General features: G+C 69.8%; 23 protein-coding genes. 4 read left to right on the top strand and 19 right to left on the bottom strand.

Translation table 11 applies throughout. The annotated features are described in order from the left end of the window. Window positions 1-75: 75 nt before the first annotated feature. From BLU77_RS04690 to mraZ, 14 genes are all read right to left on the bottom strand, one after another. Window positions 76-795, bottom strand: coding sequence for a purine nucleoside phosphorylase YfiH/LACC1 family protein (locus BLU77_RS04690; protein ID WP_217632360.1), 720 nt, complete (start codon window positions 793-795; stop codon window positions 76-78). A gap of 1 nt (window position 796) precedes the next feature. Further along, the gene (gene ftsZ / locus BLU77_RS04685) at window positions 797-2,056 is read right to left on the bottom strand and encodes a cell division protein FtsZ (protein WP_089771909.1); all 1,260 of its coding nucleotides are present in this window, start codon (window positions 2,054-2,056) and stop codon (window positions 797-799) included. Window positions 2,057-2,276: 220 nt separating this feature from the next. Then, window positions 2,277-3,266: a cell division protein FtsQ/DivIB gene (locus BLU77_RS04680; protein WP_139177592.1), complete on the bottom strand. Its 990-nt coding sequence runs from the start codon at window positions 3,264-3,266 to the stop codon at window positions 2,277-2,279. Next, window positions 3,266-4,624 carry a UDP-N-acetylmuramate--L-alanine ligase gene (gene murC / locus BLU77_RS04675; protein WP_089771907.1) on the bottom strand — a complete coding sequence of 453 codons (1,359 nt, stop codon included), beginning with the start codon at window positions 4,622-4,624 and terminating at the stop codon, window positions 3,266-3,268. The genes BLU77_RS04680 and murC overlap by 1 nt, the downstream gene beginning before the upstream one ends. Then, window positions 4,621-5,745: an undecaprenyldiphospho-muramoylpentapeptide beta-N-acetylglucosaminyltransferase gene (gene murG, locus BLU77_RS04670; protein WP_089771906.1), complete on the bottom strand. Its 1,125-nt coding sequence runs from the start codon at window positions 5,743-5,745 to the stop codon at window positions 4,621-4,623. The genes murC and murG overlap by 4 nt, the downstream gene beginning before the upstream one ends. After that, the gene (locus tag BLU77_RS04665; protein ID WP_245708666.1) at window positions 5,738-6,907 is read right to left on the bottom strand and encodes an FtsW/RodA/SpoVE family cell cycle protein; all 1,170 of its coding nucleotides are present in this window, start codon (window positions 6,905-6,907) and stop codon (window positions 5,738-5,740) included. Before BLU77_RS04665 ends, murG begins: the two co-directional genes overlap by 8 nt. A 182-nt stretch (window positions 6,908-7,089) precedes the next feature. After that, window positions 7,090-8,562: a UDP-N-acetylmuramoyl-L-alanine--D-glutamate ligase gene (gene murD / locus BLU77_RS04660; protein WP_089771904.1), complete on the bottom strand. Its 1,473-nt coding sequence runs from the start codon at window positions 8,560-8,562 to the stop codon at window positions 7,090-7,092. Continuing rightward, complete coding sequence (gene mraY / locus BLU77_RS04655; protein WP_089771903.1) at window positions 8,559-9,641, bottom strand: phospho-N-acetylmuramoyl-pentapeptide-transferase; 1,083 nt, start codon at window positions 9,639-9,641, stop codon at window positions 8,559-8,561. Before mraY ends, murD begins: the two co-directional genes overlap by 4 nt. Continuing rightward, window positions 9,638-11,062, bottom strand: coding sequence for a UDP-N-acetylmuramoyl-tripeptide--D-alanyl-D-alanine ligase (locus tag BLU77_RS04650; RefSeq protein ID WP_089771902.1), 1,425 nt, complete (start codon window positions 11,060-11,062; stop codon window positions 9,638-9,640). Before BLU77_RS04650 ends, mraY begins: the two co-directional genes overlap by 4 nt. Further along, entirely contained in the window at window positions 11,059-12,609 is a 1,551-nt protein-coding gene (locus tag BLU77_RS04645; protein WP_089771901.1) for a UDP-N-acetylmuramoyl-L-alanyl-D-glutamate--2,6-diaminopimelate ligase, read from the bottom strand. The genes BLU77_RS04650 and BLU77_RS04645 overlap by 4 nt, the downstream gene beginning before the upstream one ends. Window positions 12,610-12,640: 31 nt before the next feature. Beyond that, entirely contained in the window at window positions 12,641-14,428 is a 1,788-nt protein-coding gene (locus BLU77_RS04640) for a peptidoglycan D,D-transpeptidase FtsI family protein (RefSeq protein ID WP_089771900.1), read from the bottom strand. An 11-nt stretch (window positions 14,429-14,439) separates the two neighbouring features. Next, entirely contained in the window at window positions 14,440-14,847 is a 408-nt protein-coding gene (ftsL, locus tag BLU77_RS04635; RefSeq protein WP_139177590.1) for a cell division protein FtsL, read from the bottom strand. Then, complete coding sequence (rsmH, locus tag BLU77_RS04630) at window positions 14,844-15,821, bottom strand: 16S rRNA (cytosine(1402)-N(4))-methyltransferase RsmH (protein WP_089771898.1); 978 nt, start codon at window positions 15,819-15,821, stop codon at window positions 14,844-14,846. The genes ftsL and rsmH overlap by 4 nt, the downstream gene beginning before the upstream one ends. 231 nt (window positions 15,822-16,052) lie before the next feature. After that, window positions 16,053-16,481 carry a division/cell wall cluster transcriptional repressor MraZ gene (gene mraZ, locus BLU77_RS04625; RefSeq protein WP_089771897.1) on the bottom strand — a complete coding sequence of 143 codons (429 nt, stop codon included), beginning with the start codon at window positions 16,479-16,481 and terminating at the stop codon, window positions 16,053-16,055. A gap of 219 nt (window positions 16,482-16,700) precedes the next feature. Between mraZ and BLU77_RS04620 the strand changes: the two genes are divergently transcribed. The 3 genes from BLU77_RS04620 to BLU77_RS04610 are packed head-to-tail and all read left to right on the top strand — an operon-like array spanning window position 16,701 to window position 20,977. Next, on the top strand, window positions 16,701-17,654 hold the full coding sequence (locus tag BLU77_RS04620) for an AAA family ATPase (RefSeq protein ID WP_089771896.1): 954 nt from the start codon (window positions 16,701-16,703) through the stop codon (window positions 17,652-17,654). Between the two features lie 6 nt (window positions 17,655-17,660). Beyond that, window positions 17,661-18,809, top strand: a complete 1,149-nt coding sequence (locus BLU77_RS04615; protein ID WP_089771895.1) for a DUF58 domain-containing protein — start codon at window positions 17,661-17,663, stop codon at window positions 18,807-18,809. Further along, on the top strand, window positions 18,806-20,977 hold the full coding sequence (locus BLU77_RS04610) for a transglutaminase TgpA family protein (RefSeq protein ID WP_175476935.1): 2,172 nt from the start codon (window positions 18,806-18,808) through the stop codon (window positions 20,975-20,977). The genes BLU77_RS04615 and BLU77_RS04610 overlap by 4 nt, the downstream gene beginning before the upstream one ends. Window positions 20,978-20,980: 3 nt before the next feature. Here the strand turns inward: BLU77_RS04610 and BLU77_RS04605 are convergent, their stop codons facing one another. Genes BLU77_RS04605 through BLU77_RS04595 form a run of 4 tightly spaced genes read right to left on the bottom strand, consistent with a single transcriptional unit; the run spans window position 20,981 to window position 23,047 of the window. Then, a complete protein-coding gene (locus BLU77_RS04605; protein WP_089771893.1) occupies window positions 20,981-21,352 on the bottom strand; it encodes a DUF3040 domain-containing protein in 372 nt (123 codons plus the stop codon). A 50-nt stretch (window positions 21,353-21,402) separates the two neighbouring features. Beyond that, a complete protein-coding gene (locus BLU77_RS23050; RefSeq protein WP_342741449.1) occupies window positions 21,403-21,930 on the bottom strand; it encodes a DNA polymerase Y family protein in 528 nt (175 codons plus the stop codon). Then, on the bottom strand, window positions 21,930-22,649 hold the full coding sequence (locus tag BLU77_RS23045) for a Y-family DNA polymerase (protein WP_342741448.1): 720 nt from the start codon (window positions 22,647-22,649) through the stop codon (window positions 21,930-21,932). The genes BLU77_RS23050 and BLU77_RS23045 overlap by 1 nt, the downstream gene beginning before the upstream one ends. Continuing rightward, a complete protein-coding gene (locus BLU77_RS04595; RefSeq protein WP_139177586.1) occupies window positions 22,646-23,047 on the bottom strand; it encodes an SAV_6107 family HEPN domain-containing protein in 402 nt (133 codons plus the stop codon). The genes BLU77_RS23045 and BLU77_RS04595 overlap by 4 nt, the downstream gene beginning before the upstream one ends. 103 nt (window positions 23,048-23,150) lie before the next feature. On the opposite strand from BLU77_RS04595, the gene BLU77_RS04590 reads away from it, so the two are divergent. Beyond that, window positions 23,151-24,026: a spermidine synthase gene (locus BLU77_RS04590; protein WP_089771891.1), complete on the top strand. Its 876-nt coding sequence runs from the start codon at window positions 23,151-23,153 to the stop codon at window positions 24,024-24,026. 69 nt (window positions 24,027-24,095) lie between these two features. Here the strand turns inward: BLU77_RS04590 and BLU77_RS04585 are convergent, their stop codons facing one another. Further along, the gene (locus BLU77_RS04585) at window positions 24,096-24,299 is read right to left on the bottom strand and encodes a cold-shock protein (protein ID WP_089772977.1); all 204 of its coding nucleotides are present in this window, start codon (window positions 24,297-24,299) and stop codon (window positions 24,096-24,098) included. Window positions 24,300-24,402 lie beyond the last annotated feature (103 nt).

Raw genomic sequence — 24,402 nt, 5'->3', positions numbered from 1 at the left:
TCCTTGTCTACGACGCTAGACCAGGCATCCCGCCGTCAGCGGGAGCCCCTTGCGGCGTGTCGCAGCCGTCCGGAGTCAGCGCAGCCGCACGACACCTGCACAACGACCCGTCACGCCGTCCCGGCGGTAGGAGAAGAACCGTCGGTCCTCCCGCGTGCACGCCGCGTGCTGGTCCACCTCGTGCACGTCGGCTGCGGCCAGCTCGCCGAGCACCCCGGCGCGCAGATCCAGCGAAGGCGTCCCCCACGACGTCGTCGCGGCAAGCGCCGGCATGCGCTCGGACGCTTCCGCTCGCAGGTCGGCCGGTACCTCGTAGCACTGACCGCAGATCGACGGACCGATCGCGGCGTACCTCGCCGGGTGCCCGACGGCGGCCATCGCCCCGATCGCCGCCGTCACGATGCCGGCGAGCAGTCCGCGGCGGCCCGCGTGCACCGCCGCCACCGCCCCCGACTCCGCCGCCAGCAACACCGGCACACAGTCGGCCACCAGCACCGCGGCCGCCAGGTCGGCAGACGTGAGCACCACACCGTCCGCCGTCGGTTCTTCCCCGAGTGCGATGGCTGCAGCGGCACGCTCGGACCGCACGATCACGTCGGCCAAGTGCACCTGCCGCAGGTACACCACAGGAGCGCCGACCTCGGCGGCCACCTCGTCACGATTGCGTGCGACATCGTCGAGACGGTCACCGACACCGGCTCCCAGGTTCAGCCCGCGGTACGGCGCCTCGCTCCGTCCACCGGCGCGAGTGGTGAACAGCCCGCGAGCACCCGGCCCCAGCTCAGCCTGGAGCACCTCACTTGAGGAAGTCGGGCACGTCCAGGTCGTCCTCGCGTCGATTGCGCGGCTCCTCGTCGAACACCCGGGGCACCTCGAGCGGGTTCGCCGCAGGTGGCTGCCCACTCTGACCGGCCACCGGCGCAGGTTCGGGAGCCGGCGCCGGAGCCGGGTCGCCATTCTCGGACCCACTGGTCCGCGGTGCCGGTTCGGGCGCTGCGGGCGGCTGCTCGGCCTGGGCGGGGGGCTGCGCCGTGCGCACCGCTGCTGACGGGGGCTGCTGGGACGTGGCGGCCTGCCGTGTCCCCTGCGTGCTGGACGGCGTCACGTTCGTTCCCGAGTCGAACCCGGCTGCGATCACGGTGACCCGGACCTCGTCACCGAGGGCGTCGTCGATGACCGCACCGAAGATGATGTTGGCCTCCGGGTGGGCGGCCTCCTGCACCAGACGGGCTGCTTCGTGGATCTCGAACAGACCCAGATCGCTGCCGCCCTGGATGGACAGCAGCACACCGTGCGCACCATCGATGCTCGCTTCCAGCAACGGCGAGGAGATCGCCAGCTCGGAGGCCTGCACCGCGCGGTCCTCGCCTCGGGCCGAGCCGATCCCCATCAAGGCACTCCCGGCGCCCTGCATCACCGACTTGACGTCGGCGAAGTCGAGGTTGATCAGGCCCGGGGTGGTGATCAGGTCGGTGATGCCCTGGACACCGGAGAGGAGCACCTGGTCGGCGGACTTGAACGCGTCCAGCACCGAGACGTTCCGGTCACTGATGGAGAGCAGGCGGTCGTTCGGGATCGTGATGAGGGTGTCCACCTCTTCGCGCAACGACTCGATGCCGGCGTCTGCCTGCACACCGCGCCGGCGCCCCTCGAAGGTGAACGGACGGGTCACCACACCGATCGTCAGGGCACCCAGGGACCGCGCGATCTTGGCGACGACAGGTGCACCTCCGGTCCCGGTGCCACCCCCCTCGCCGGCCGTCACGAAGACCATGTCGGCTCCGCGCAGGACCTCCTCGATTTCTTCGGCGTGATCCTCCGCCGCCTTCTTGCCGACCTCAGGGTCGGCGCCGGCGCCAAGCCCCCGAGTCAACTCTCGGCCGACGTCGAGTTTGACGTCGGCGTCGCTCATCAACAGGGCCTGAGCATCGGTATTGACGGCGATGAACTCCACGCCCTTCAATCCGACCTCGATCATGCGGTTGACGGCGTTGACGCCACCACCGCCGATCCCGACCACCTTGATGACCGCCAGGTAGTTCTGCGGTGCCGCCACGTCGATCCCTCTCGTCCGGTGCTCGTGCTCGGGTGACCCTCAAGTCGGACCCTCAACCCTCACCCTCAACCTGAGGGTAAGAGTTATGTCATTTTTCTCTCACCACTGACGCTAGGTGCCCCACCCCTATTGAGCAACGACATCGAGGGGTGTGTCGTCGGCGCGTCGTCTCAGCTGTGCGTTCCGCCGGATCGGCCACCTGATGATGCGCCGATGCGGTTCACTCCGTGGTGATGGGAGAGCGCGGCGCGGAGACGTCGTACCCGGACGCCTCCACCTGTCGGAGTGTCTGTAGCACCTCGACCTTGAGCGCGTTCTCCTCGGCACTCCCCCACACCACCTCAGCGCCACCGGCGAGCTCCAGACGTACCTGGTAGGGCGTCTCGGCGCCCGCGCTGGCCACGTCGGCACGGAGATCCTCCGGCAGTGCCGCCAGCACGGTGAGCACCGCCGTCAGCGATTCTGCCGTGGCCGGATCCTGCAACGGCACGGTGACCTCGGGAACCCCCTCCACCGGATCGTCTCGCCTGGCCATCACCACGGCCTCGGCGTCCAGCAGTGCGTACCGGTCGCCGTCGGACACGGTGGCCACCGGGACCCGAGGTTCCAGGACCACCGCCAGCCCGTTCGGCCATGCTCGCCGAACCTGGACGTCCCGGACGGCGGCCAGGGCGCGGATCTCCTCGGCGAGCGCGGCCGTGTCCACGCGAGCGAGCGGGACGTCGTGCGCCATGGCGGCGATCTCCTGGACGCGTTCCTCCCGCACGTAGTCCGAGGTGCCGGACACGTCCACGTCGTCGGCATGCACGGTGAGGACCGGCGAGGCGAACGCCACCCACCCCAGGCCGGCGAGCACGCCGATCGCCGCGATCGTGGCGCCGATCGCGCGCCACCGCAGCCGACGTACGGCCGCGCGTCGCTCCGCGATCCGCTCGCTGAGCTGGGCACCACGGCCCCGTTGCGCGTCCTTCTCCGCTGCCGCCACCTCGCGCCGCTGTTGCCGCTCCGCCCGCCGCTGCTCGCGGTCGGCCCGGCGGGCTGCTCGTCCCTGCTCCTTCTGCGTGGCACGCGCTTCCTTGGCGGGCGGGCGGGCGGAGGCCGGTCGCCCGGCCACGGCCGTCGTGCTGCGTGGAGCCGCCGTCGCTTGCCCGGACGCTGCGGAGTCCGAGGGGCGCGCCCCGCGCCCACGCGGCTGAGCAGGTGCCCGCATCAGCTCTCACGCTCCCGGAGACGGTCCAGGATCACCTCGCCGAGGACGGTCACGTCCCCGGCACCGATCGTCATCACCAGGTCGCCCTCGGTGGCGAGCGCTGCTGCTGCGTGGGCCGCTTCCCGGTGATCCTCCAGGTAGCGCGACCCGGGCAGCAGGTCGCAGATCAGCGCCGAGGTCACCCCGGGGCGGGGCTCCTCCCGCGCCGGGTAGATCGCGGTGAGGATCACCTCGTCCGCTCCGGCCAGCGCGTCGGCGAACTCGGCAGCAAACGTCTCGGTGCGGGAGAACAGATGCGGTTGGAACAGCACGATCAAGCGGCCGGCACCCACCGCGCCGCGACCGGTCCGCACGGCAGCGGCCACCTTGGTCGGGTTGTGGGCGTAGTCGTCGACCACCCGCACACCCCCCGCCGCGCCGCGCAGCTCGAACCGCCGTGCCGTCCCGGTGAACGCGGCAAGGGACTGACTCATCACCGCCGGATCCACACCGAGCTCGACGCCGGCGCACCATGCCGCCGTGGCATTGAGCAGGTTGTGCTCCCCCGGTACAGCGAGCTCCAGAGCGAGCTCCCCCTCGGCGGCGAGCAGGCGTGCCGTGGCCGCACCAGGGGTGAGGTGCACGTCGGTGAGGCGCACATCCGCAGCGCTGCTGGTGCCATAGGTACGTACTCGCACGCCCCGTGCCCGGGCCCGGTCGGCGAAGCGTCGTGCGCCGGGATCGTCGGCGCAGGTGATCACCACCCCGCCCGGGACCACCCGGTCGGCGAACTCCTCGAAGGCTGCCTCGAAGGCGTCAGCCGTGCCGTAGTGATCCAGGTGGTCCGGTTCGATGTTCGTCACCACGGCCACCCGGGGCGAGTAGTTCAGGAAGGACCCGTCCGACTCGTCCGCCTCGGCCACGAACACCTCACCGGTGCCTGCATGGGCACCGCTGCCGAGCGCGAGCACGGCACCACCGATCGCGAACGCGGGGTCCTGCCCGGCCTCGCGCAGCGCGACGGCGAGCATTGCCGAGGTGGTGGTCTTCCCGTGTGCTCCGGCCACCGCCACGAAGTCCTTGCCCTCGGCGGCGCGGGTCAGCGCCACCGACCGGTGCACCACATCGATACCGGCAGCGCGGGCCGCGGTGACCTCGGGGTTGTCTCCGCTGATCGCTGAGGAGACCACCACCAGGTCCGCACCGGCCACGTGGGCGGCGTCGTGCCCCACGTGCACCGTGGCTCCACGCCGCTGCAGGCGTTGCAGCACGGCGGAGTCCTGCCGGTCGGAACCGGAGACAGTGACGCCGTCGGCCAGCATCAGCTCGGCGATCACCGACATCCCGGCGCCACCGATGGCCACGAAGTGCACTCTCATCGGTGGTGCCCGTCGGCGGCCGCCAGCACCAGGTCGGCCAGGCGTGCGGCCGCGTCGCGCACGCCCACCTCGGCGGCCGCGGTGCCCATCGCCTGGAGGCGTTCACGGTCGACGAGCAACGCCACCACGTGCTCACGCAGCCAGGGCGTGGTGAGGGCGTCGTCGGCCACCAGCAGCCCCCCGCCGGCGTGGACCACTCCGGCGGCGTTGCGGCGCTGCTCCCCGTTGCCGACGGGCAACGGCACGTAGACGGCAGGGATGCCCAGGGCGGCCAGCTCGCTCACTGTGCCGGCACCGGACCGGCCGATCATGAGGTCGGCACAGGCGAGCGCCTCGTGCATCTCGGTCAGATACTCCCGCACGTGATAGTGCGCCCGAACGTGGTCCGGCATCGCTGATCGGGCCTGCCGGACCTGGCCGACCTTGCCGTTGCCGCTCACGTGCAGCACCTGGGCACCGGCCGCGACCAGATCCTCGGCCACGGTGGGTACCTGCGTGTTCAGCCGCAGCGCGCCGAGCGAGCCACCCGTGACCAGCACGGTGAGTCGGTCCGGGTCCAGCCCACATGCGAGAGCCCCAGTCCGGGCACGCGCCGTGGCATCCTGCCCCCGCTCGGCCAACAGTGCGGCGATCTCGGGGCGCAGCGGCAGGCCCACCCACTGCGCACCGGGCAACGGGGTGTCGGCGAAGGTGACCCCCACCGCGTGTGCCCACCGGGCACCGAGCCGGTTCGCCAGCCCTGGGAGGGCGTTCTGCTCGTGAATCACGATCGGCACGCCGAGCCGTCGCGCCGCGAGGTAGGCGGGGGTGGCCACATAGCCGCCGAAGCCCACCACGGCGTCCGCCCCGTCGACGGCGTCCCTCGCCGTGGCGATGGCGCGTCGCCAGCGCCCGGGGAACCGGATCGCGTCGGCATTCGGGCGTCGCGGCATCGGGACCTTCTCGATCACGGTGAGCTCGTGACCAGCGGCCGGCACGAGCTCGGCCTCCAACCCCTCGGCTGTGCCGAGCACGGTCAGTTCTGCGTCCGGACGGCGCGCCTGCAGCTCGGCCGCGGTGGCGAGCAGCGGGTTCACGTGGCCGGCGGAGCCACCGCCGGCGAGGACGAAGCGTTCAGCCACGGCTACGTCCCGGCGCGATCACGGCCAGCGATCGGCGCATCGAGCCTCGTCGTGCGGCGAGCGCGTCCTTGGCACCCGGCTCGTCACGTGCGAAGGCGAGCACCACGGCCAACGCGCCGATCGTCGTCACCAGGGCTGAGCCTCCCTTGGACAGCAGCGGAAGCGGGACGCCGAGCACCGGGAGCAGCCCGATCACCACACCGATGTTCACCAGGGCCTGGCCGAGGATCCAGCAGGCGATCGCCCCGGTGGTGATCTTCACGAACGGGTTCGGGTGCCGGGCGATCACCCGGCTGAAGCCGATCGCGAGCACCACGAAGAGCGCAAGGACCAGCAGGCAGCCGAGCAGCCCGAGCTCCTCACCGATGATGGCGAAGATGTAGTCGTCCTCGGCGGCAGGCAGCCAGAGCCACTTCTCCCGGGAAGCTCCCAGGCCCACCCCCGAGATGCCACCGGTCCCGAGCCCCTCGAGAGCGCGTTGCGGTTGCAAGCCGAGTCCTTCCGGATCGACCTCCTCGCCGATACCCAGGAAGGCGAGCACCCGAGCGGTGCGGTTGCCTGAGGCGATCACCAGCGCCGCCACGGCGGCAAGCACGACGCTCCCGGCAACCACGAACTTGGACAGCGGCACACCGGCCACCCAGAGCGCCCCAGCTACCAGCACGATCACGATCAGCGCCGTACCCAGGTCACCGGAGTAGACCACGGTGCCGAGGAAGAACGCCGAGACCACCAGGCCTGGGAAGATCACGTGCGACCAGTGCCGCAGCAGCCGACCCTTCGTGGCGAGCACAGCACCGAGCCAGAGGGCGAGCCCGAACTTGCCGAACTCGGAGGGTTGGAACACCACGCCGCCGGGCAGATGCACCCACGCCGTATTGCCACCTTCACCGACAGCCAGTGGCGTGAACAACAGGCCCTGCAGCGCCAGGGCGCCGAGCATCGCCGGCCACGCGAGCCATCGGATCCACGACACCGGGATGCGGGAGATGCCGAACGCCACGGGGAGCGCGATCAGGGCATAGAGCGCCTGGTTCTGGAATCCGCTGGTGATGGAGCCGCCATCGCGCAGCGACGGGATCGAGGAGGCGGAGAGCACCATGATCAGTCCGAACGCGAGCAGCAGCAGCGTGGCACCGCCGATGAGGTAGTAACTGGTCACCGGGGACTGCCAGGCGGCGCTCTGAGTCCACGGAAGTGACCGTTTCGTGGCCTTCGTGGCCTTCGTGGCCGGTCGGCGGGTACTCGGGCGCCGCGGGGCGGGCTGGGTGGGCCTGCCTTTCGTGCCCGTCGAGCTCCTCCCGCCGGTGCGGGCCCCGGATCGGCGCGGCGGCGCCGGTGCGCTCATGACTCGCGGTCCCGTACCGCCGCCGCGAACGCGTCGCCGCGCGCGGCATAGGAGCGGAACTGATCCATCGACGCGCAGGCCGGTGCGAGCAGCACCACGTCACCCGGGCGGGCCAGCGCATGTGCGGCGTCGACTGCTGTCCTCATGACTTCAGTGTCGCCAGCAGGCACCACCTCGCGCGGGAGGCCGGGCGCGTGTCGCTCAAGTGCGTCCAGCACGGGGCGCTGGTCCACACCGATCACGACGGCGGCCCGCAACTTCTCCCGGTGCATGGCCACAAGGTCGTCCAGTCGGGCACCCTTGGCCAGACCACCGGCGATCCACACGGTCCGGCCCGGCTCCATCGCGCTGAGCGCCGCCGCGGCGGCGTGCGCGTTGGTGGCCTTCGAGTCGTCGACATAGCGCACCCCGTCGATGGTGGCCACCGTCTGCATCCGGTGCTCGCCCGGGGTGTAGGCACGCAGTCCTGCTGCCACGGCCGCGGGTTCCACGCCGGCCGCTCGCGCCAGGGCACCAGCGGCGAGCGCATTCGCCACGATGTGTGGCGGGACCTCAGCGCCGGAACCGAGGTGAGCCAGGTCGGCCAGGCTGCCCAGCTCGGCCGCATGGGTCTGCCGGTTCGCCACGAACGCACGGTCGGCGAGCACGTCCTCGACCACACCGACCTCGCCCACCCCTGGGCTACCGAGGGTGAAACCGACGGCGCGGGCACCCTCGGCCACGTCTGCCTCAGCCACCATGGTCCGGGTCCGCGGATCCGCCACGTTGTACACGCACGCCAGCTGCGTGCGGTGGTGCACGCGTGCCTTGGCATCCACGTAGTCGTCCATCGAGCCGTGCCAGTCCAGGTGGTCGGCGTCGACGTTCAGACAGGCCGAGGCGATCGCCGAGACGGAGTGGGTGTGGTGCAACTGGAAGCTGGACAGTTCGACCGCGAGTGCATCGAGGCCGGGCCCGTCACCACCGCGAGCGCCCAACACGGTCGTCGCGATCGGAGTGCCGACGTTCCCGACAGCCGGGGCACGCCAACCGTGTGCGGTGAGCATCTCGGCCAGCATGGACACGGTCGTGGTCTTCCCGTTGGTGCCAGTCAGGGTGAGCCAGCGCACCGTCGCGGGGCAGATCTGCCAGGCCAGCTCCACCTCGCTCCAGACCGGCACCCCGTGCGCGGCAGCAGCGGCGAGCACCGGCGTCGTCGGGCGCCACCCGGGCGAGGCGACCACCAGGCTCGGGGCATCCTCCCAGGTCCTCTCGGCCAGCGTCGTCGGATCGGGCTCGGTGATGACCCGCACCCCCGCCGGCAGATCGGCGCCCGGGGGCAGCACGTCCTGCAGGTCACGTCCGTCCACAGCCGTGACCCGGGCCCCGAGCTCGGTGAGCACCTCGACGGCGGACCGCCCCGAAGCGCCGAGCCCGGCGACCAGGACGTTGCGTCCGCGCAGCTCGTCGATCCCCGTGCCTGCGCTCATCCAGCGATCCACTCCGCATAGAAGATCCCCAGCCCCAGGGATGCGCATAGGGCGGCGATGATCCAGAACCGGATCACGATCGTCACCTCACCCCAGCCCATCAGCTCGAAGTGGTGGTGCAGCGGGGCCATCTTGAACACGCGCCGTCCGGTGGCCTTGAAGAACCCGATCTGGATCACGTCGGAGAGGATGATGATCACGAACAGGCCGCCGATGATCGCACCGAGGATCTCGGTGCGGGTGAGGATGGTCATCCCGGCCAGGGCACCACCCAGGGCGAGGGCACCGGTGTCGCCCATGAAGATCTTCGCCGGGGACGCGTTCCACCACAGGAACCCGAAGCAGGCACCCACGATAGCCGCGGCGGCGATGGCCAGGTCATTGGGATCGCGCACCTCGTAACAGCTCGGACCCACGGTGGCGAGTACCTGACAACTCTGGTTCATCTGGAAGAACGTCATCAGCGTATAAGCACCGAAGACGAACATCGAGGCACCCGTGGCAAGTCCGTCCAGCCCGTCGGTGAGGTTGACGGCGTTGGACCAGGCAGTGATCAGGAAGTTCGCCCAGATCACGAACAGGATCAGCCCCACCGTCGCCCCAGCGAACGCAAGATCGATGCCGAGATCACGGGAGAAGGAGATCTGCGTACTTGCCGGTGTGCGGAACCGCTCGTTCGGGAACTGCAGCACTAGCACGGAGAACGCCACGCCGATGACACCCTGCCCGATGATCTTCCAGGTGGGGCTCAATCCGAGCGATCGTTGCCGGCTGATCTTGATGAAATCGTCAAGGAACCCCACGATTCCCAGCCCCACCATCAGGAACAGCAGCAGCAGACCCGAGGCGCTGGGCACGTTCCCGCTCACCACATTCGCGAACGCATACGCCACCAGTGTGGCCACGATGATGACGACGCCCCCCATGGTGGGCGTGCCACGTTTGGTGAAGTGCGCGGTCGGACCGTCCTGCCGGATGAACTGCCCGTAGTTGCGGTGCACCAGGAAGCGGATGAACAGCGGGGTGCCGAGCAGCGAGACGATCAGTGCGAGCGCCCCGGAGAGAAGGATCGCGATCACGCTGGGTCTCCCGCCGGTCCGTCGGCGTCGACCAGCCGGTCGGCCAGCACGGCGAGCCCGGCCGAGTTGGACGACTTGATCAGCACGACGTCGTCGGGCCCGAGCTCGGTCACCAGCAGTTCCTCCGCATCCATCACATCTGTCACGGTGCGTACCTGCGCACCGACGGATCGCGCCCCCCGGGCGATACCGTCCGCGCCGGCACCGATCACCACGACCAGGTCCGCGCGCTCGGACGCGTACCTCCCGATCTCCTCGTGCGCTCGCTCGGTGATCGCACCGAGCTCACGCATCTCGCCGAGCACCGCTACGGTACGCCGTCCGGCGGCGATCGCGCCGAGCGCGTCCAGCGCGGCGCGCATCGAGTCCGGGTTCGCGTTGTAGGCATCGTCGATCACGGTGCGCGCACCCCATGCACGCACGTGCATGCGGTGCGGGCTGAGCGCCCCGGCGTCGGCGAGCCGCTGCGCCACATCGTCGACCGAGAGCCCCAGGGTGAGGGCCACCGAGGCGGCGGCGAGGGCATTGCTCACATGGTGGCCACCGACGAGTGCGAGCTGCACGGGTACTCGGGCGGCACCGGTGTCCAAGGTGAACGACGCCCGCCCGGAGGCGTCGACGTGCACCGTCTCCGCGCGCACGTCCGCCCCGGAGCCGTCCCGGCCGAAGGTCTGTACCCGGGCGCCGGCGGAGAGCGCGGCCATCGGCGTCACACGGGGGTCGTCGGCGTTGAGCACGGCGACGCCGTCGGGACGCAACCCTTGCACGAGCTCGGACTTCGCCCGGGCGATGCCCTCCACGCTGCCGAAGCCACCCAGGTGGGCAGTGCCGACGGCAAGCACGACGGCGATATCCGGCGGAGCGATCGAGGTCAGGTAGGTGAGGTTGCCGGGTGCGTCGGCCCCCATCTCGAGCACCAGCACCCGGGTGTCCGGCGTGGCCCGAAGCACCGTGAGGGGCAGCCCGAGCTCGTTGTTGAACGAACCTGCCGGGGCGATCAAGTCACCGAGCGGGGTGAGCAGCTGCGCGAGCAGGTCCTTCGTGGTGGTCTTGCCCACCGATCCGGTGATCGCCACCACGACGATCTCCCCGGCGGCGCGCAGTCGCGCGAGCACCTCCCGCGCCAGGTCCGCGAGTGCGAGCTGGACGTCGGGCACAAGCACGGTGGGGACCGGGCTGCCCGGGACCGGGCGGGACACCAGGGCAGCGGCGGCGCCGCGATCGGCGGCAGCCTGCAGGTAGTCGTGGCCGTCCACCCGCTCGCCCACGACGGCGACGAACAGGCTCCCAGGCTTGCAGGCGCGGGAGTCGATGACCACCTCACCGGTGACGGCCACCCGACCCTCGGGTGCTGCGCCGTCGGGAAATCGAACCTGACCACCGGTCACGGTGGCCACATCGTTCAGTGAAAGAGGGATCACCGTGCTCCTCCGTCCAGGGCGGCACGCACCTCGTCCCGGTCGTCCAGGTGGTGCTCCACTCCGGCGATCTCCTGGATGGTCTCGTGCCCGCGCCCGGCCACCAGCACGGTGTCGGAGGGACCGGCGAACTGCACGGCCCGTCGGATCGCGGTCGCACGCGGGGCCACCTCGAAGACGTCGACGGTGCGCCCTGCCCGTTGTGCCGCCGGCACAGCGCGCAGCGCACCGACCATCACGGCCGTACGGATCTGTGCCGGGTCCTCATCGTGCGGGTCGTCGTCGGTGACCACCACCACATCGGCACGAGCGACGGCCACCTCCCCCATCAACGCACGCTTGGCGGTGTCCCGCTCGCCGGTGGCACCGAAAACCACGAAGAGGCGACCCTTGGTGGTCGGTCGCAACGCCTTCAGCGCCAGATCGAGCGCTTCGGTGTTGTGGGCGAAGTCGACGATGCACCGCGGGTGGTCCGCCACGCGCTCCATCCGGCCCGGGACGTTCCCCCGTAGACCGTGGGCGAGGGCGTGGTGGAGGTCACCGATGCTGATCCCGGACTCGATCGCCATCACGACGGCGACCGCTGCGTTCGCGGCGTTGAACCGACCCGGCATCCACACCTCGGTGGACAGGCTCCGCCCGTCCCGGTGAGTCACGGTGAAGGTGGTGTGGTCGGGACGGCTGGCGATGATCGTGAGCAACCAGTCGGTGTCCGGGTCCGGCTGCGTGGGTGGTGTCTGCGACCCGATGGTGACCACCGGGATCTCTGCCTCCGCCGCGAGACGGCGGCCCCACTCGTCGTCGGCCAGGATCACACCGCGGCGAGCGCGGGCGGCCGTGAACAAGGAAGCCTTGGCGCGGTAGTAGCCCTCCATCCCGCCGTGAAAGTCCAGGTGATCGGGCGTCAGGTGCGTGAAAGCGACCATGTCGTAGACGATTCCGTCCACCCGGTGCAGCGCCAGAGCGTGCGAGGAGACCTCCATCACGAGATCCTGCACGCCTGCTCCGACCATCCGGGCGAGCAACGCCTGGATCTGCGGGGACTCGGGGGTGGTCAGTCGTGCGGGGGTGTGCTCCTCGGCCACCTTGAGCTCCACGGTGCCGATCAGGCCCGTGGTCCGCCCGAGGTGGCTGAGCACCTGCTCGAGCAGGTACGTGGTGGTGGTCTTGCCGTTCGTCCCGGTGATGCCGAACGTCCGGAGCCGCTGGGCGGGCTGGCCCTGGACGGCAGCGCTGATGCCGCCGAGCACGCCGCGCACGTCGGGTGCCACCAGGACCGGCACATCGCGACCAGCGAGATCAGCCAGACGGCGCAGACCATCCTCGTCGGTGAGGACCGCTACGGCGCCGGCGTCGACAGCTGCCGAGGCGTGGACGGCACCGTGGGTGTGCGCACCGGGCAGCGCGGCGAACAGGTCACCCGGCCGGACGTCGCGGTTGTCCAGACTGACGCCGGTCACCGTGGCCGTCGCGGATCCGTGAGCCTGCAGCTCGAAAAGATCGGCGAGCTCTGCCGTGGTTCTGGCCACCGGCGCATCAGGGGCGTTCATGGGCACGAAATCTACCGCCCTCTGGCTCGGCTCACTCATCGTCGGGCCGCAGCGGGTACGGCTCTGCTTCCTCGTCGCTCGGCGGCACACCGAGGGACTGCAGGGTGAAGGCCGTGATCTCTTGGAAGACGGGTGCGGCGATCGTCCCGCCGTAGATGCCGGTGTCCGGGTTGTACATCACCACACCGACCGCGATCTGCGGGTCGTCGGCAGGAGCGATCCCCACGAAAGAGGCAGCGACCTGGGTGAGCTCACCGTTCGCGTCCGGCATCTGCGCGGTGCCGGTCTTGCCGGCGATGCGGTAACCCTCGATGGCTGCGTTCTCGCCAGTCCCGGCGTCGGTGACGACGCTCTCCAGCATGCGGATCATCTGGTCCGAGGACTCCTCGGAGACCACCTGCACCGGGTCACCGGGGTCGACCTGGTCGTACCCGTCCGCGCAGTCGTACCCGTCCACGATGCTCATCGGCATCCGGACCCCGCCGTTGGCGATGGTGGAGAACACCGCGGTGTTCTGCAGCAAGTTCACCGAGACTCCCTGGCCGAACATCGTGGTGTAGCGCATCGCGCCGTCCCAGTCCTCGTAGTGGTGCAAGATGCCGGCAGTCTCACCCGGCATGCCCATCCCGGTGCGCTCGCCCCAGCCGAGGCGCTGCATGTACTCGTACCGGGTCTCATCGCTCATCCGGGAGCCAATGTTCACCGTGCCGGTGTTCGCCGACTCGGCAAGCACCCCGGTGGTGGTCAGCATCTGGTCCGGGTGCTCGGTGTGGTCGCGGAACGTCTGCCCGTTCTCCGTGGTGAGGCGGTAGGGATCCTCGACCGACGTGGTCGGGGTCACCACACCCTCCTCCAGGGCCGAGAGCACGGTGAGCACCTTGCCGGTGGAGCCGGGATCGTAGACGTCCTGGACGGCGTGCGAACCGGTGTAGCGCGAGGCACCGGGGTCGTTCGGGTCCACCACGTCGGAGTCGGCGAGGGCGAGGATCCTGCCGGTGTCCACATCGATCACGACGGCGGCGCCCCACTCGGCGCCGTATCGATCGACGGCGTCGTCAACAACCGTTTGTGCCTGCCAGTTCAGGTCGGCATTGACGGTGAGCCGCACATCGCACCCGGGTACCGGTGGGGTGGAGGCGTTCTGCCCCGTCGGGATCACCTGGCCGGTGGCACCGATCTCCACGGTGAACTCGCCGTCGGTTCCGAGCAGTCGGTCGTTCAGGGTGGACTCCAGGCCAGCAGCTCCTTCTCCTTCAGCGTTCACCCAGCCGAGAATCTGCCCGGCCGTGTTGCCGTTGGGGTACACCCGCTCGAAGGTCTCCTCGGCGGAGACACCGGGGATCCCCAGGGCCGCGATCTCGCGCCAGACCTCGGGGGCCACATCGCGGGCCAGGATGGAGTACTTGTCGTCGCCGACGAGTTCGGCACCGAGGGTGTTCACGTCCCTGTCCAGGATCGGCGCGAGGTCGCGCGCAGCAGCGGCCGCCCCGTACCCGGTGACCTCCCCGTCGGCGTCCCAGGTGCGGTAGGCAGGGATCGCGTCCCGGTTGACCACGACCCGGTAGGTCTGAGCCGAGGCGGCCATCACGGTGCCGGCGGAGTCCACGATCGATCCGCGCAGTGCAGGCTCGGTATAGGTGAAACTACGGTCCCGCACCGCCGCTGCGGCCAGGCCGGGCCCGGCGAACACCTGGACGTAGACGAGCCGGGCAGTGAAGGCCAGCACCACCACCAGCAGCATCACCAGCAGCACTGCCTGGCGGCGTTCTGGCGTGCCGACGGCGGTGAACGGATTGGCTCGTTGGTTCTTCGTCGCCATCGCCTGTCCCCTCAGTCCTCGCTCACCAGTCCGTCACCCTCGCCCAGGATCGACTGATCCTCGAGCACCAGGTAACGCATGTCCTCGGCCGGTTCCATCCCAATTCTCCGGGCCGCCTGCTCCAGCTGGGTGGGCGACGCCCGCCGGTCTGCCTCGTGAGCCAGCCCCTGCTGCGTCTCGGTGAGCTGGGCCAGTTCGATCCGTTGCTCGTGGATCTGGTAGGACGTGGCGGCCATCGCGGTGTTCAGCAAGAGCACCCCGAGCAACGCGGCACCGAGGATGCCCAGGCACATGACGATGAACGGTGCACGGCTGCGGCCCGGTTCAGGAGCCCGGACCAGCCGCAACCGCGGACGCCATCCGGCGGCACTTCCCCGACCAGGAGGCGCCTGGAAGGCTCGTAACGGCAGAGCGCTCATGAGGGGCTCCCTTCACGAAGTCGTTCGGCGGCGCGCACGCGCACCGAGGCGGATCGGGGGTTGCGGGCGAGTTCGGCGTCGTCGGCGAGCTCGGCTCCTCGGGTGAGGAGGCGGAAGGACGGTTCGTGCTGCGGCAGCGTGACCGGCAGACCGACCGGCGCGCTCGAGCGTGCCTCGGCCGCCAACGCTTGTTTGACCAGACGGTCCTCGAGCGACTGGTAGGACTCGACGACGATGCGCCCCCCGACGGCGAGCGCGCCGAGAGCGGCCGGGAGCGCGCGCTGGAGCACCTCCAACTCTGCGTTCACCGCGATCCGCAGGGCCTGGAAGGTGCGCTTGGCCGGGTTGCCGCCGGTACGCCGGGCGGCGTGCGGGATGTTCTCCCGCACCAGTTCCACCAGTTCGCCGGTACGCGTGATCGGTCGCTCGGTACGGGTGCGAACGATCGCGCCCGCGATCCGGGGGGCGAACTTCTCCTCGCCGTAGTGGCGCAGGATACGACGCAGTTCGGACTCGGACGCGGACGCGATCAGCTCGGCAGCGCTCCGGCCGCTGCTCTGGTCCATCCGCATGTCGAGCGGTGCGTCGCGTGCGTAGGAGAAGCCCCGTTCAGTCTCGTCGAGCTGCATGGAGGAGACACCGAGGTCGAACAGGATGCCGTCAACAGTGCCAGGCGTGCCGTGCCCGGAGCTGTGCGCGGCCGCCACCTCGCCGATCTCGTCGTAGACGGCGTGCACGGCCTGGAACCGGTCGCCGAAGTCTGCGAGGCGAGCAGTGGCCGCGGCGATGGCCGCGGGGTCACGGTCGATCCCGATTACGCGCAGTCGTTCGAACCGACGCAATGCGGCCTCGGCGTGTCCGCCGAGGCCGAGTGTCGCGTCGATGAGGACGGCGCCGTCGCCGGTCAACGCTGGCTCGAGCAGGTCAAGGCACCGCTCGGCCAGCACGGGGATGTGCCGGTCCTGCGATGTCATCACGCTCGTGGCCTTCCTGGTTCTCGGGTGGTTCTGGTGAGTGGGACGTCGGTGCTGTGGTGGAGCGAAGTGGAGGGGCGGTCTTCGCCCGGTGTGAAGCAGATGGTCGGGTGGCCCTCCACCACCCGACCAGGACTCCCCCCGCCTGCTCTGGCGCCGGGGAAGTGCGTCAGAGTTGCGGTGAGAGACCAAGCAGGGTGGTGGGTGGGAGCTGTCAGTGGTGGGTGGGAGCTAGAGGCCGGGAAGCACCTCCTCGCTGATGTCGGCAAAGGCCTGTTCGTTCTCGTCCAAGTAGGCGTTCCAGGACGCCAGGTCCCAGATCTCGACCTTCGTGCCGGCGCCGATCACGGCGAGTTCACGGCTCAGACCGGCGTAGTTGCGCAGGTTTGAGGTGATCGTGACCCGGCCCTGCTTGTCCGGGATCTCGTCGGAGGCGCCGGAGAGGAAGACCCGCATGTAGTCCCGGTTGCGCTTCGAGGTCGTCGACGCGTCCTGCATGCGCGCCAGGATTCGCTCGAACTCGACCCGGGGGTAGGCGTACAGGCACCGGTCCTGGCCACGGGTGATCACGATCCCCCCAGCCATCGGCTCTCGGAACTTGGCGGGCAGGATCAGGCGGCCCTTGTCGTCCAGTCGCGGCTCGTACGTACCGAGAAACACGGTCCACCTCCTTCCCACACCCTCCGGATGCCCCCACATTACTCCACTTCACTCCACTTTCAATGGCCAACACCGGCGTGTATCCGTTGTCCAGCCGTAGAAGTGCAGGTCAGAGCAGGTGGAGCGAAGTGGAGGAAGCGTGCGGCATCAGACCGGAACCGTGGCTCGGCTCGGTGAACCAGGCAGGACGAGACCGGTGAGGCACGTAGGCTCGCCTCCATGACCGAGCAGGGATACATCACCGGGGCCGCCCGCTCGATCGCGCGTCTCGAGGAGAACCTCCAGCAGGTGGTTCGTGGCCGCCCCGATGCGGTCCGGACGACGATCGCCACCTTTCTCGCCGAGGGGCACCTCCTCCTGGAGGATGTGCCCGGCGTCGGCAAGACCACGCTCGCCAAGGCACTCGCAGCATCGGTGGAGGGATCGGTCGGTCGCGTCCAGTTCACCCCGGACCTACTGCCCGGTGACCTGACGGGCGTGACCGTCTACCGCCAGGAGACGGGAGCTTTCGACTTCCACCCCGGTCCGGTCTTCGCGACCGTGGTGATCGGCGACGAGATCAACCGAGCCTCTCCGAAGACTCAGTCCGCACTGCTGGAGTGCATGGCTGAGCGCCAGGTCACCGTGGACGGCACCACGCACGCACTGCCCCGTCCGTTCATGGTGATCGCCACGCAGAACCCGGTGGAGATGGAGGGGACCTACCACCTGCCCGAGGCCCAGCGGGACCGGTTCATGGCTCAGATCACCGTGGGTTATCCGCCGCAGCAGCACGAGCTCGAGCTGCTCGCCACGGGCGGCAGCCACAACCCGCTCGAGCAGATTCGCCCCGTACTCGCCGTGGCGGACGTGCACGAGGTGATGGCCGCGGTCCAGCAGGTACACGTCGCCGAACCTGTGCTCGGCTACGTGCTCGATCTGGTGCGTGCCACCCGAGCGCACCCGGCACTGGCACTCGGCGCCTCCCCGCGCGCCGGGCTGCACCTGGTCGCCCTGGCCCGCGCGGTCGCCCTGATGGCAGGTCGCGATCATGCCCTGCCCGACGACGTCCAGTCACTCATCCACCCGGTGCTGGGTCATCGGATCGCACTCACCCGCGCGGCCAAGCTGGCCCATACCTCGGCCGCGGACGTCCTCACCGAGATCGCGCGCACGATCCCGACCCACCGCTGACCGGTGATGCGCCCCACTGCCCGCGGTGCCGGCCTGCTGCTCAGTGGCCTGGCGCTGGCCTTCCTGGCGACGGCGATGCGATCGCCGGTGATCGCCACCCTGGCTGCCCTCGCGCTGATGACACCGTTGGTGAGCGTTTCCTGGCTCATCGTTCGACGCGCACACGGCCAGCAGGTATCCCTGCGGCGCCAGGTCACACCTGTGCGCCCCACCGCTGGGGACACCGTGCGGGTAGCACCGCAGATCACCTCGGGGACCCTGGACGCGTGGACGAGTCTGCGCGAACGGATCCCGGGCGCCCTGCACCGCGGCAGCACCGACGCGTCCGGTTATACGCTCCGACCGCCGATGCGTGGCACCTATGAGCTCGGGCCCGCCACGTTGGTGCACACCGATCCGCTGATCCTGGCACGCGGTCGCAGCACCGCACGAGGCACCGACGAACTGCTGGTCTGGCCGGTCGTGGCCGACGTCTCCGCCCTGGTCCGCCTGTGGGCCGACCATCAGTCCGTGCACACCGAGAACGGCCGCCCGGAGCGCGCCCCGGATGACCTCACCCTGCGCGAGTACCAGCCGGGGGACGACATGCACCGGGTGCACTGGCGCGCGTCAGCACGACACGGCGAGCTGCTCACCCGCCAGGACGAACCCGCTCAGGACCGCACCGCCTCGATCGTGCTCGATCTCGGACCGGCGGAGGACCCCCGCTCGGACTCACCCACGGAGTGGCTCGTCAGCACCACCGCCTCGCTCTCCGTGGCTCTGATCGAGGCGGGGTACCGACTGCACCTCACGTTGGCCTGGACAGTGCCCGGCACGCACACCGATGGAGCCAACCCAGGCGACCCGGAGCGCTCCGGCACGGTGAGCCTCGGGGACACCGGCGAGCTGCTCGACCTGTTCGCCCGAGCACGGTTCGGCGCGCCTCACCCGGAGCCCATGCATCGAGGACTCGCGATCGCAGCCCTGCGCTCCCCGACGCAAGAAACCGTCCGCACCCTCACGACCTGGACGGGGAACCGCCTCGCACTGGTCGTCGACGGATCGCCCGAGGTGGTCGAACGCCTCGCCGACGCGGGATGGGTGGTGCATACGGTCGAGGCCGGGACTCCCGCCGACGAGACCTGGTCCACATTGCTCGGGGCAATGCCATGATCGGGGCGGCGCGCACCCTCGCTGTGGCCGGACTGGTGATCGCGAGCACCTGGTCTCTCGCTACGCTCGTCCTGCCCGATCTCTGGATCCTTCCCACGGCGTGCACGCTGCTGGTGACGAGCGCGGTGCTGGTGGCGCTGCGCCGAGTGGTGCGCTCGGTCCTCGGCCCCACCCTGGTGGCCACGGTGGTCGCGGCACTGTTCCTGCACGGGTGGTACACACTCGACGTCGCCGCGGTCCCAGGGGTCCCGGACGGCACCACGATCGCCTATCTCCGCATGGTCATCGAGTCGGCGATCGCCCACACCCAGGTGGTCCTGCCACCCATCGCTGATCATCCCGGCGTCGGCCTGCTGGTCAGCGCGGGGGCGACCCTCGCGTTCCTGCTGACCGAGCTCGTCGGTGTCGGCTCTCGTGCACCCGCCTGGTCGATGGTGCCGGTTCTGCCCCTGTGGTCGATACCCGTGCTGCTCGACGCCCGCGTCAGTACGGGTGTGCTGGTCGTCACCGGCGCGACGTTCCTCGCCGTGCTCGCCACCGCGGCCGCTCCGGAACGCGTGCGGACCGCCGGCCGAGGGAACCGCGGCCCGGCCGGTACGAACCGTCGCCGATCGCCCGCATGGTGGCCAGGCGTCGTCGTCACCACTGTGGCGTGCCTGGTGCTGGCGCTGGTGGCGGCACCGGCTCTGCTGCGGATCCCCAACCCCGTCCGGATCCACAGCCCGGCCGAGCTCGGAGCAGCCAGCGCGACCCGACTGGAGCTCGGGCTCGACCTGCGCGATGACCTGGTGCGATCCCAGGAGGAGACGGTCATCACCTATACGGGAGCCGCACCGGCAGACCTCGGGCCCCTGCATGCCTACACGCTGTCCGACTTCGACGGCTCCACCTGGGATCGCACCGCGGAGCGCACGACGAGCCCTGTGGACGCCGACGATGAGATCCTCTGGCCGACCCCCACCTCGAGCGCCCTGAGCCGGACGGTCGAGATCACGGTGCTCGACCTCCGTCAGGATCGACTCCTCCTTCCTGACGAACCGCGATCGGTCCAGACCGCCGACGACACGGAGAACCTCACCTACTACCCGGACACGGACGAGCTCGTCGTTGACCGCACCCGCCCCGGGGAACCGCTCCGCTACGAGGTGACGATCCATCCACGCAATCTCGACCCGAACCGGTTGCGCGACCTCGACCCACGCGAGCAAGACAGTGATCCCTCTTGGCTCGCCGTCCCGGACACCGGCTATGCCGACGAGATCGCCGCCCTCGCACGAGACATCGTGGCGGACGCCGACGCCGAGACGGGCTATGACGAGGCGTTGGCCCTGCAGAACTACTTGCGAGACCCGGACGAGTTCACCTACACCGAGTCAGTCACCGCCGTCCGGACCACCGACGCGGTGTGGGACTTTCTCGACGACCGGCGCGGGTACTGCGTCCAGTTCGCGACCACCATGGTGATGCTGGCGCGCAGCCTGGACCTTCCCGCCCGTCTCGCGATCGGCTACCTCCCCGGCGAGAGCGTCGACGGCGGTGGGGAGATCGGCAGTCACTCGGCACACGCGTGGCCGCAGATCCTCTTTCCTGAGGTGGGTTGGGTCCGGTTCGAACCGACGCCGCAGCAACAGACCGGCACGAGCCCGGACTGGGCGCCCGAGACTCCCCCCACAACCGAGCCCACCGACTCCGAAACCGCGTCGGAAGACCCGAGCGAGTCCCCGTCGACGACCGACGCACCGGAGGAGACGGACGAGCCCACGGACGACGAAGGCACCGCCTCGGCCGACAGCACAGCGAACGACCGGCGCGAGCTGGCAGCGGCTGGTCTGGTGCTGCTGATCGGGCTCGCCACCGCTCTCACGCTCATCCTCCGGCGCCGTGAACGCATGGGTGCCCGCGGTGTGGAGATTGCGTGGACGCACGTGCTGCATCGTCTGAGCCGAGCCGGCGTCCCGACCCGACCCGACGGCACCCCACGGTCCTACGCGCGGGCAGGCACCGATCTCATGAGCACCTCGGGCAGCGCAGCGCTGCACGCGTTGGCACGCGCCGTCGAGGCACGCAGGTACCGGGCCGCCCCCACGGAGCCGACCCGGTCGCAGGTGACGACGTGGGTACGCGAGATCGAACGGGGCCTACGCCGTGGACCGGATGGAGAGGACTAGCACCTAGCTCTCGTCCCGGCGCTTGTCCCAGCGCTCCTCGAGCCTCGTCATGAACGAGCCGTCCGACTTGCGTCGCATCGGCCGTACATTGTCTGGCGTCGCCTCGTCGCTGGGTTGCGTGCGCGGGCGTGAGATGGCGAGCATCACACCACCGAACATCGCAAGAAAGCCGACGATGCTCAGCACTAGGATGTTCGCGGCCACGCCGCCCACCAGCATGCCGACGCCGGCAAGGCCGAGGAGCGTGCCGAGCACAACATTCCGGGGCCGCCGCACCGCCGCGCCAGAGATCGCGTTGGCCAGTTTGGGGTCGTCGGAGCGCAGTTGCTGCTCCATCTGCTCCAGCACGCGCTGCTCGTACTCGGAGAGAGGCATGTCACCTCCCGATCGGTTCCAGGTCACCCCACCTGCAGGGTGTGTCCCTCTCAGGATAAGTCGCCGCGGGCGATCGCGGTAGTTGGGACCGACACCAAAGACCCAGCCGTGAGCGAACTCGATCCATATCGCTGTCGAATCCGGTCCATCGCGACCTCGGCGTCACGTCGTTCTGGACCGGAATCATCGAGACGAACCTGAACAGCAGTGCTGGCGGCGTCGCTGAGTGACTCGCACCGCACGCCGAGCAAGCGGACGCCCCCGGACGGGACCTTCACCCCGGCCAGCAGATCACGGGCGGCCAGATAGATCTCGTGCGCGACGTCGGTCGGGGTGTCCAGCACGTGAGATCGGGTCAACGTGGTGAAGTCCGCGTACCGCACCTTGATCGCCACTCCGGCGGCGAAGACCTCCCCGGCACGCAGTCGTGCGGCACACCGGTGCGCCTGATCCAACAGCACTGCCGCCAGGTCAGCGGGATCAGTCAGGTTCTCGGCGAACGTCTGCTCGTGGCCGATGGACTTCTCCCGCCGTACCGGCTCGACCGCACGCGGATCTCGCCCCCACGCCAGATCCATCAGGCGGCGACCGGCCGACCGCCCGATCGCCGCCTGCAACGTGTCCGGCGGCGTATTCGCGAGTTCCTCGACCGTCCGGATGGCGAGGCGCCCCAGCTGTTCGGCCGTGCGTTCGCCCACCCCCAGAGCGCGCCGACGGGGAGGGAGTGCAGGAACGCCAGGGTCGCCCCGGACGGGATGAGCAAGAGCCCGTCAGGTTTGGCATGGCTCGAGGCGAGCTTCGCGACAAACTTGGTCGAGGCGATCCCCACGGAGGCCGGAACGCGTAGCTCAGCGGCGATCCGTTCTCGCAGCCGTTGCCCGATCATGCTGGGTGGCCCGAGACGCCGACGAGCACCGGAGACGTCCAGGAACGCCTCGTCGATGCCCAGCGGCTCGATCACCGGCGTGATGTCACCAAGGATCCTCATCACGGCCCGGGACACCTCCCGGTACCGGGTGTGATCCGGGGGTATCACGATGGCCTGAGGACACAGCACGCGCGCACGGGTCATCGGCATCGCCGAGTGCACTCCACTGGCGCGCGCCTCGTAGGTGGCCGCCAAGACCACCCCACGTTGTCGGCCCCCCACGATCACCGGCTTGCCTCGCAGCTCCGGCCGATCGATCAGTTCTACGGAGGCGAAGAAGGCATCCATGTCCACGTGCAGGATCGGCGACTCGGAGTCGTCCGCACCCCAGTCGCGCCGCGCCGACGCGCTGCGTGGGGCTCGACTCATGACGCGAGCGCCCCTGCCATGGGCGAGGAGTCCCGCACGGCTCGCGTGACGGACTCGACGAAGTCCGTGGCAGCTGCGACCGTCTCGGTCACTCGGTCCGGGGTGAGATCGACGTCACGATCTGTCTCGATCGCCGCACGAATCGCCGCACCCTGGGCGAAGTACGCCGCCCACGGTTCCCACTGCGCCCCGCACTCAGCGAGCTGCTCCCAGACGCTGCGCACGGACCGCCGCCGGCGGTGCGGGAGCGGTGCCGGGTGCAGCGCGAGCACAGCGGCCCCCGCGCGTAGCGCAGCCATGTGCGCATGCAGGAACGCGGTGCGCGGATCGCCATGAGTCTCGACCTGCCCGAGCTCGATCTCGGCGCGACGCAACTGTTGCTGTGCTGTCGTCCTCATCATGGCGACCTCCTGTCCGTTCCCGGTCGAACCGGTTCCTCATTATCGAACGTGCGTTCGACCTTGTCAAGGGCGACCGTCGGGTCGCGATACCGTCTCGGCTATGCCCCGCCGCTCGTCATCTCGCCGCGCCGGCCGCCGACCTCGCGAGGGACGATCGCTGCCGATCGGTCCGCTCCCGACCTCATTCGCCACCGTAGAGCTGACCACCGACACTGCCGACCCGGACGGCGTGATGCTCCTGCTGGACGGGGCCGAGAGCTCCCATCTGGACCTGGCCGATCCACGGCGATTGTTGTTCGAGTACATGCAACAGATGCTCGCGGTCCTGGAGGAGGTCTTCTCCGATGACGCGGCGCCACGTGCCGTGCACCTGGGTGCGGCCGGGTGCGCACTCCCCCGCGCTGTCCACGCGACGTGGCCCGGAGCACGGCAGATCGCCGTCGAGATCGACGCGCGGCTCGCCGAGTACGTGCGCGCATGGTTCGATCTTCCGCGCTCGCCCTCTCTCCGGATCCGAGTGGCCGACGCACGTGCGGCGATCGAGAGCATCCACCCGGCCAGCAAGGACGTGGTCGTCCGGGACGTGTTCTCCGGCCGAGTCCCACCGCCCCACGTGCGTACGGTGGAGTTCACCAGAGCGGTGGCCACCACGCTGGCCCCCGAGGGCCTCTACCTCCTCAACACCGCAGATCGCCCGCCGCTGGAGGACGCCCGCCGCGAGGTTGCCACCGTGGCGGAGGTGTTCACCCACGTGGCCGTGATCGCCGAACCCGGGGTACTGAAAGGGCGCCGCTACGGCAATGTCGTCGTGCTCGGTGCTCAGGTACCGCTTCCGGGGCGAGCGCTGGACCGGCGCATGCGCACGCTGCCAATGCCGACCTCGTTCCTCTCCGGGCGCCAGGTGGAGGAGTTCGTCGGAACCTTCGCCCCCTTCGAGGACCCGCCGGCGCCACCCGAGCCTTCCGATCCGTCATAGGCGGTGCCCGAGAAACGTCACGGCCCGCACCCCGACGAGCGGGACACGGGCCGTGATGTCAGTGAGGGTTCAGACAGCGCGAACGCTCTCCGCCTGCGGACCCTTCGGGCCCTGCGTGATCTCGAACTCGACCCGCTGCGCCTCGTCGAGGGTGCGGTAGCCGTCGGACTGAATGGCGGAGTAGTGAACGAAGACGTCGTCGCCGCCACCGTCCTGGGCGATGAAGCCGTAGCCCTTCTCCGCGTTGAACCACTTGACGGTTCCTTGTGCCATGTCGTGCATGTCCTTCCGGGGACTTGGATGAGCGGACCCTGTGCCCGCTCGGGTGGTGCCGCAATGCTTCGCCCCACGCCAATGCGTCCGACCGGCGGAGGTC

Source organism: Ruania alba, assembly GCF_900105765.1.
Taxonomy (GTDB): Bacteria; Actinomycetota; Actinomycetes; order Actinomycetales; family Beutenbergiaceae; genus Ruania; species Ruania alba.
The sequence above is the reverse complement of the archived record's forward strand: the minus strand, read 5'-3'. Positions and strand labels throughout refer to the sequence as shown.

Excerpts from the sequence above, each read along its gene's own strand:
- BLU77_RS04680 (WP_139177592.1), bottom strand. The coding sequence starts at position 3,266 with ATGCGGGCACCTGCTCAGCCGCGTGGGCGCGGGGCGCGCCCCTCGGAC.
- murC (WP_089771907.1), bottom strand. The coding sequence starts at position 4,624 with ATGAGAGTGCACTTCGTGGCCATCGGTGGCGCCGGGATGTCGGTGATC.
- murD (WP_089771904.1), bottom strand. The coding sequence starts at position 8,562 with ATGAGCGCAGGCACGGGGATCGACGAGCTGCGCGGACGCAACGTCCTG.
- BLU77_RS04645 (WP_089771901.1), bottom strand. The coding sequence starts at position 12,609 with ATGAACGCCCCTGATGCGCCGGTGGCCAGAACCACGGCAGAGCTCGCC.
- BLU77_RS04640 (WP_089771900.1), bottom strand. The coding sequence starts at position 14,428 with ATGGCGACGAAGAACCAACGAGCCAATCCGTTCACCGCCGTCGGCACG.
- ftsL (WP_139177590.1), bottom strand. The coding sequence starts at position 14,847 with ATGAGCGCTCTGCCGTTACGAGCCTTCCAGGCGCCTCCTGGTCGGGGA.
- rsmH (WP_089771898.1), bottom strand. The coding sequence starts at position 15,821 with ATGACATCGCAGGACCGGCACATCCCCGTGCTGGCCGAGCGGTGCCTT.
- BLU77_RS04620 (WP_089771896.1), top strand. The coding sequence starts at position 16,701 with ATGACCGAGCAGGGATACATCACCGGGGCCGCCCGCTCGATCGCGCGT.
- BLU77_RS04615 (WP_089771895.1), top strand. The coding sequence starts at position 17,661 with ATGCGCCCCACTGCCCGCGGTGCCGGCCTGCTGCTCAGTGGCCTGGCG.
- BLU77_RS04610 (WP_175476935.1), top strand. The coding sequence starts at position 18,806 with ATGATCGGGGCGGCGCGCACCCTCGCTGTGGCCGGACTGGTGATCGCG.
- BLU77_RS04605 (WP_089771893.1), bottom strand. The coding sequence starts at position 21,352 with ATGCCTCTCTCCGAGTACGAGCAGCGCGTGCTGGAGCAGATGGAGCAG.
- BLU77_RS23050 (WP_342741449.1), bottom strand. The coding sequence starts at position 21,930 with ATGGATCTGGCGTGGGGGCGAGATCCGCGTGCGGTCGAGCCGGTACGG.
- BLU77_RS23045 (WP_342741448.1), bottom strand. The coding sequence starts at position 22,649 with ATGAGTCGAGCCCCACGCAGCGCGTCGGCGCGGCGCGACTGGGGTGCG.
- BLU77_RS04595 (WP_139177586.1), bottom strand. The coding sequence starts at position 23,047 with ATGAGGACGACAGCACAGCAACAGTTGCGTCGCGCCGAGATCGAGCTC.
- BLU77_RS04590 (WP_089771891.1), top strand. The coding sequence starts at position 23,151 with ATGCCCCGCCGCTCGTCATCTCGCCGCGCCGGCCGCCGACCTCGCGAG.
- BLU77_RS04585 (WP_089772977.1), bottom strand. The coding sequence starts at position 24,299 with ATGGCACAAGGAACCGTCAAGTGGTTCAACGCGGAGAAGGGCTACGGC.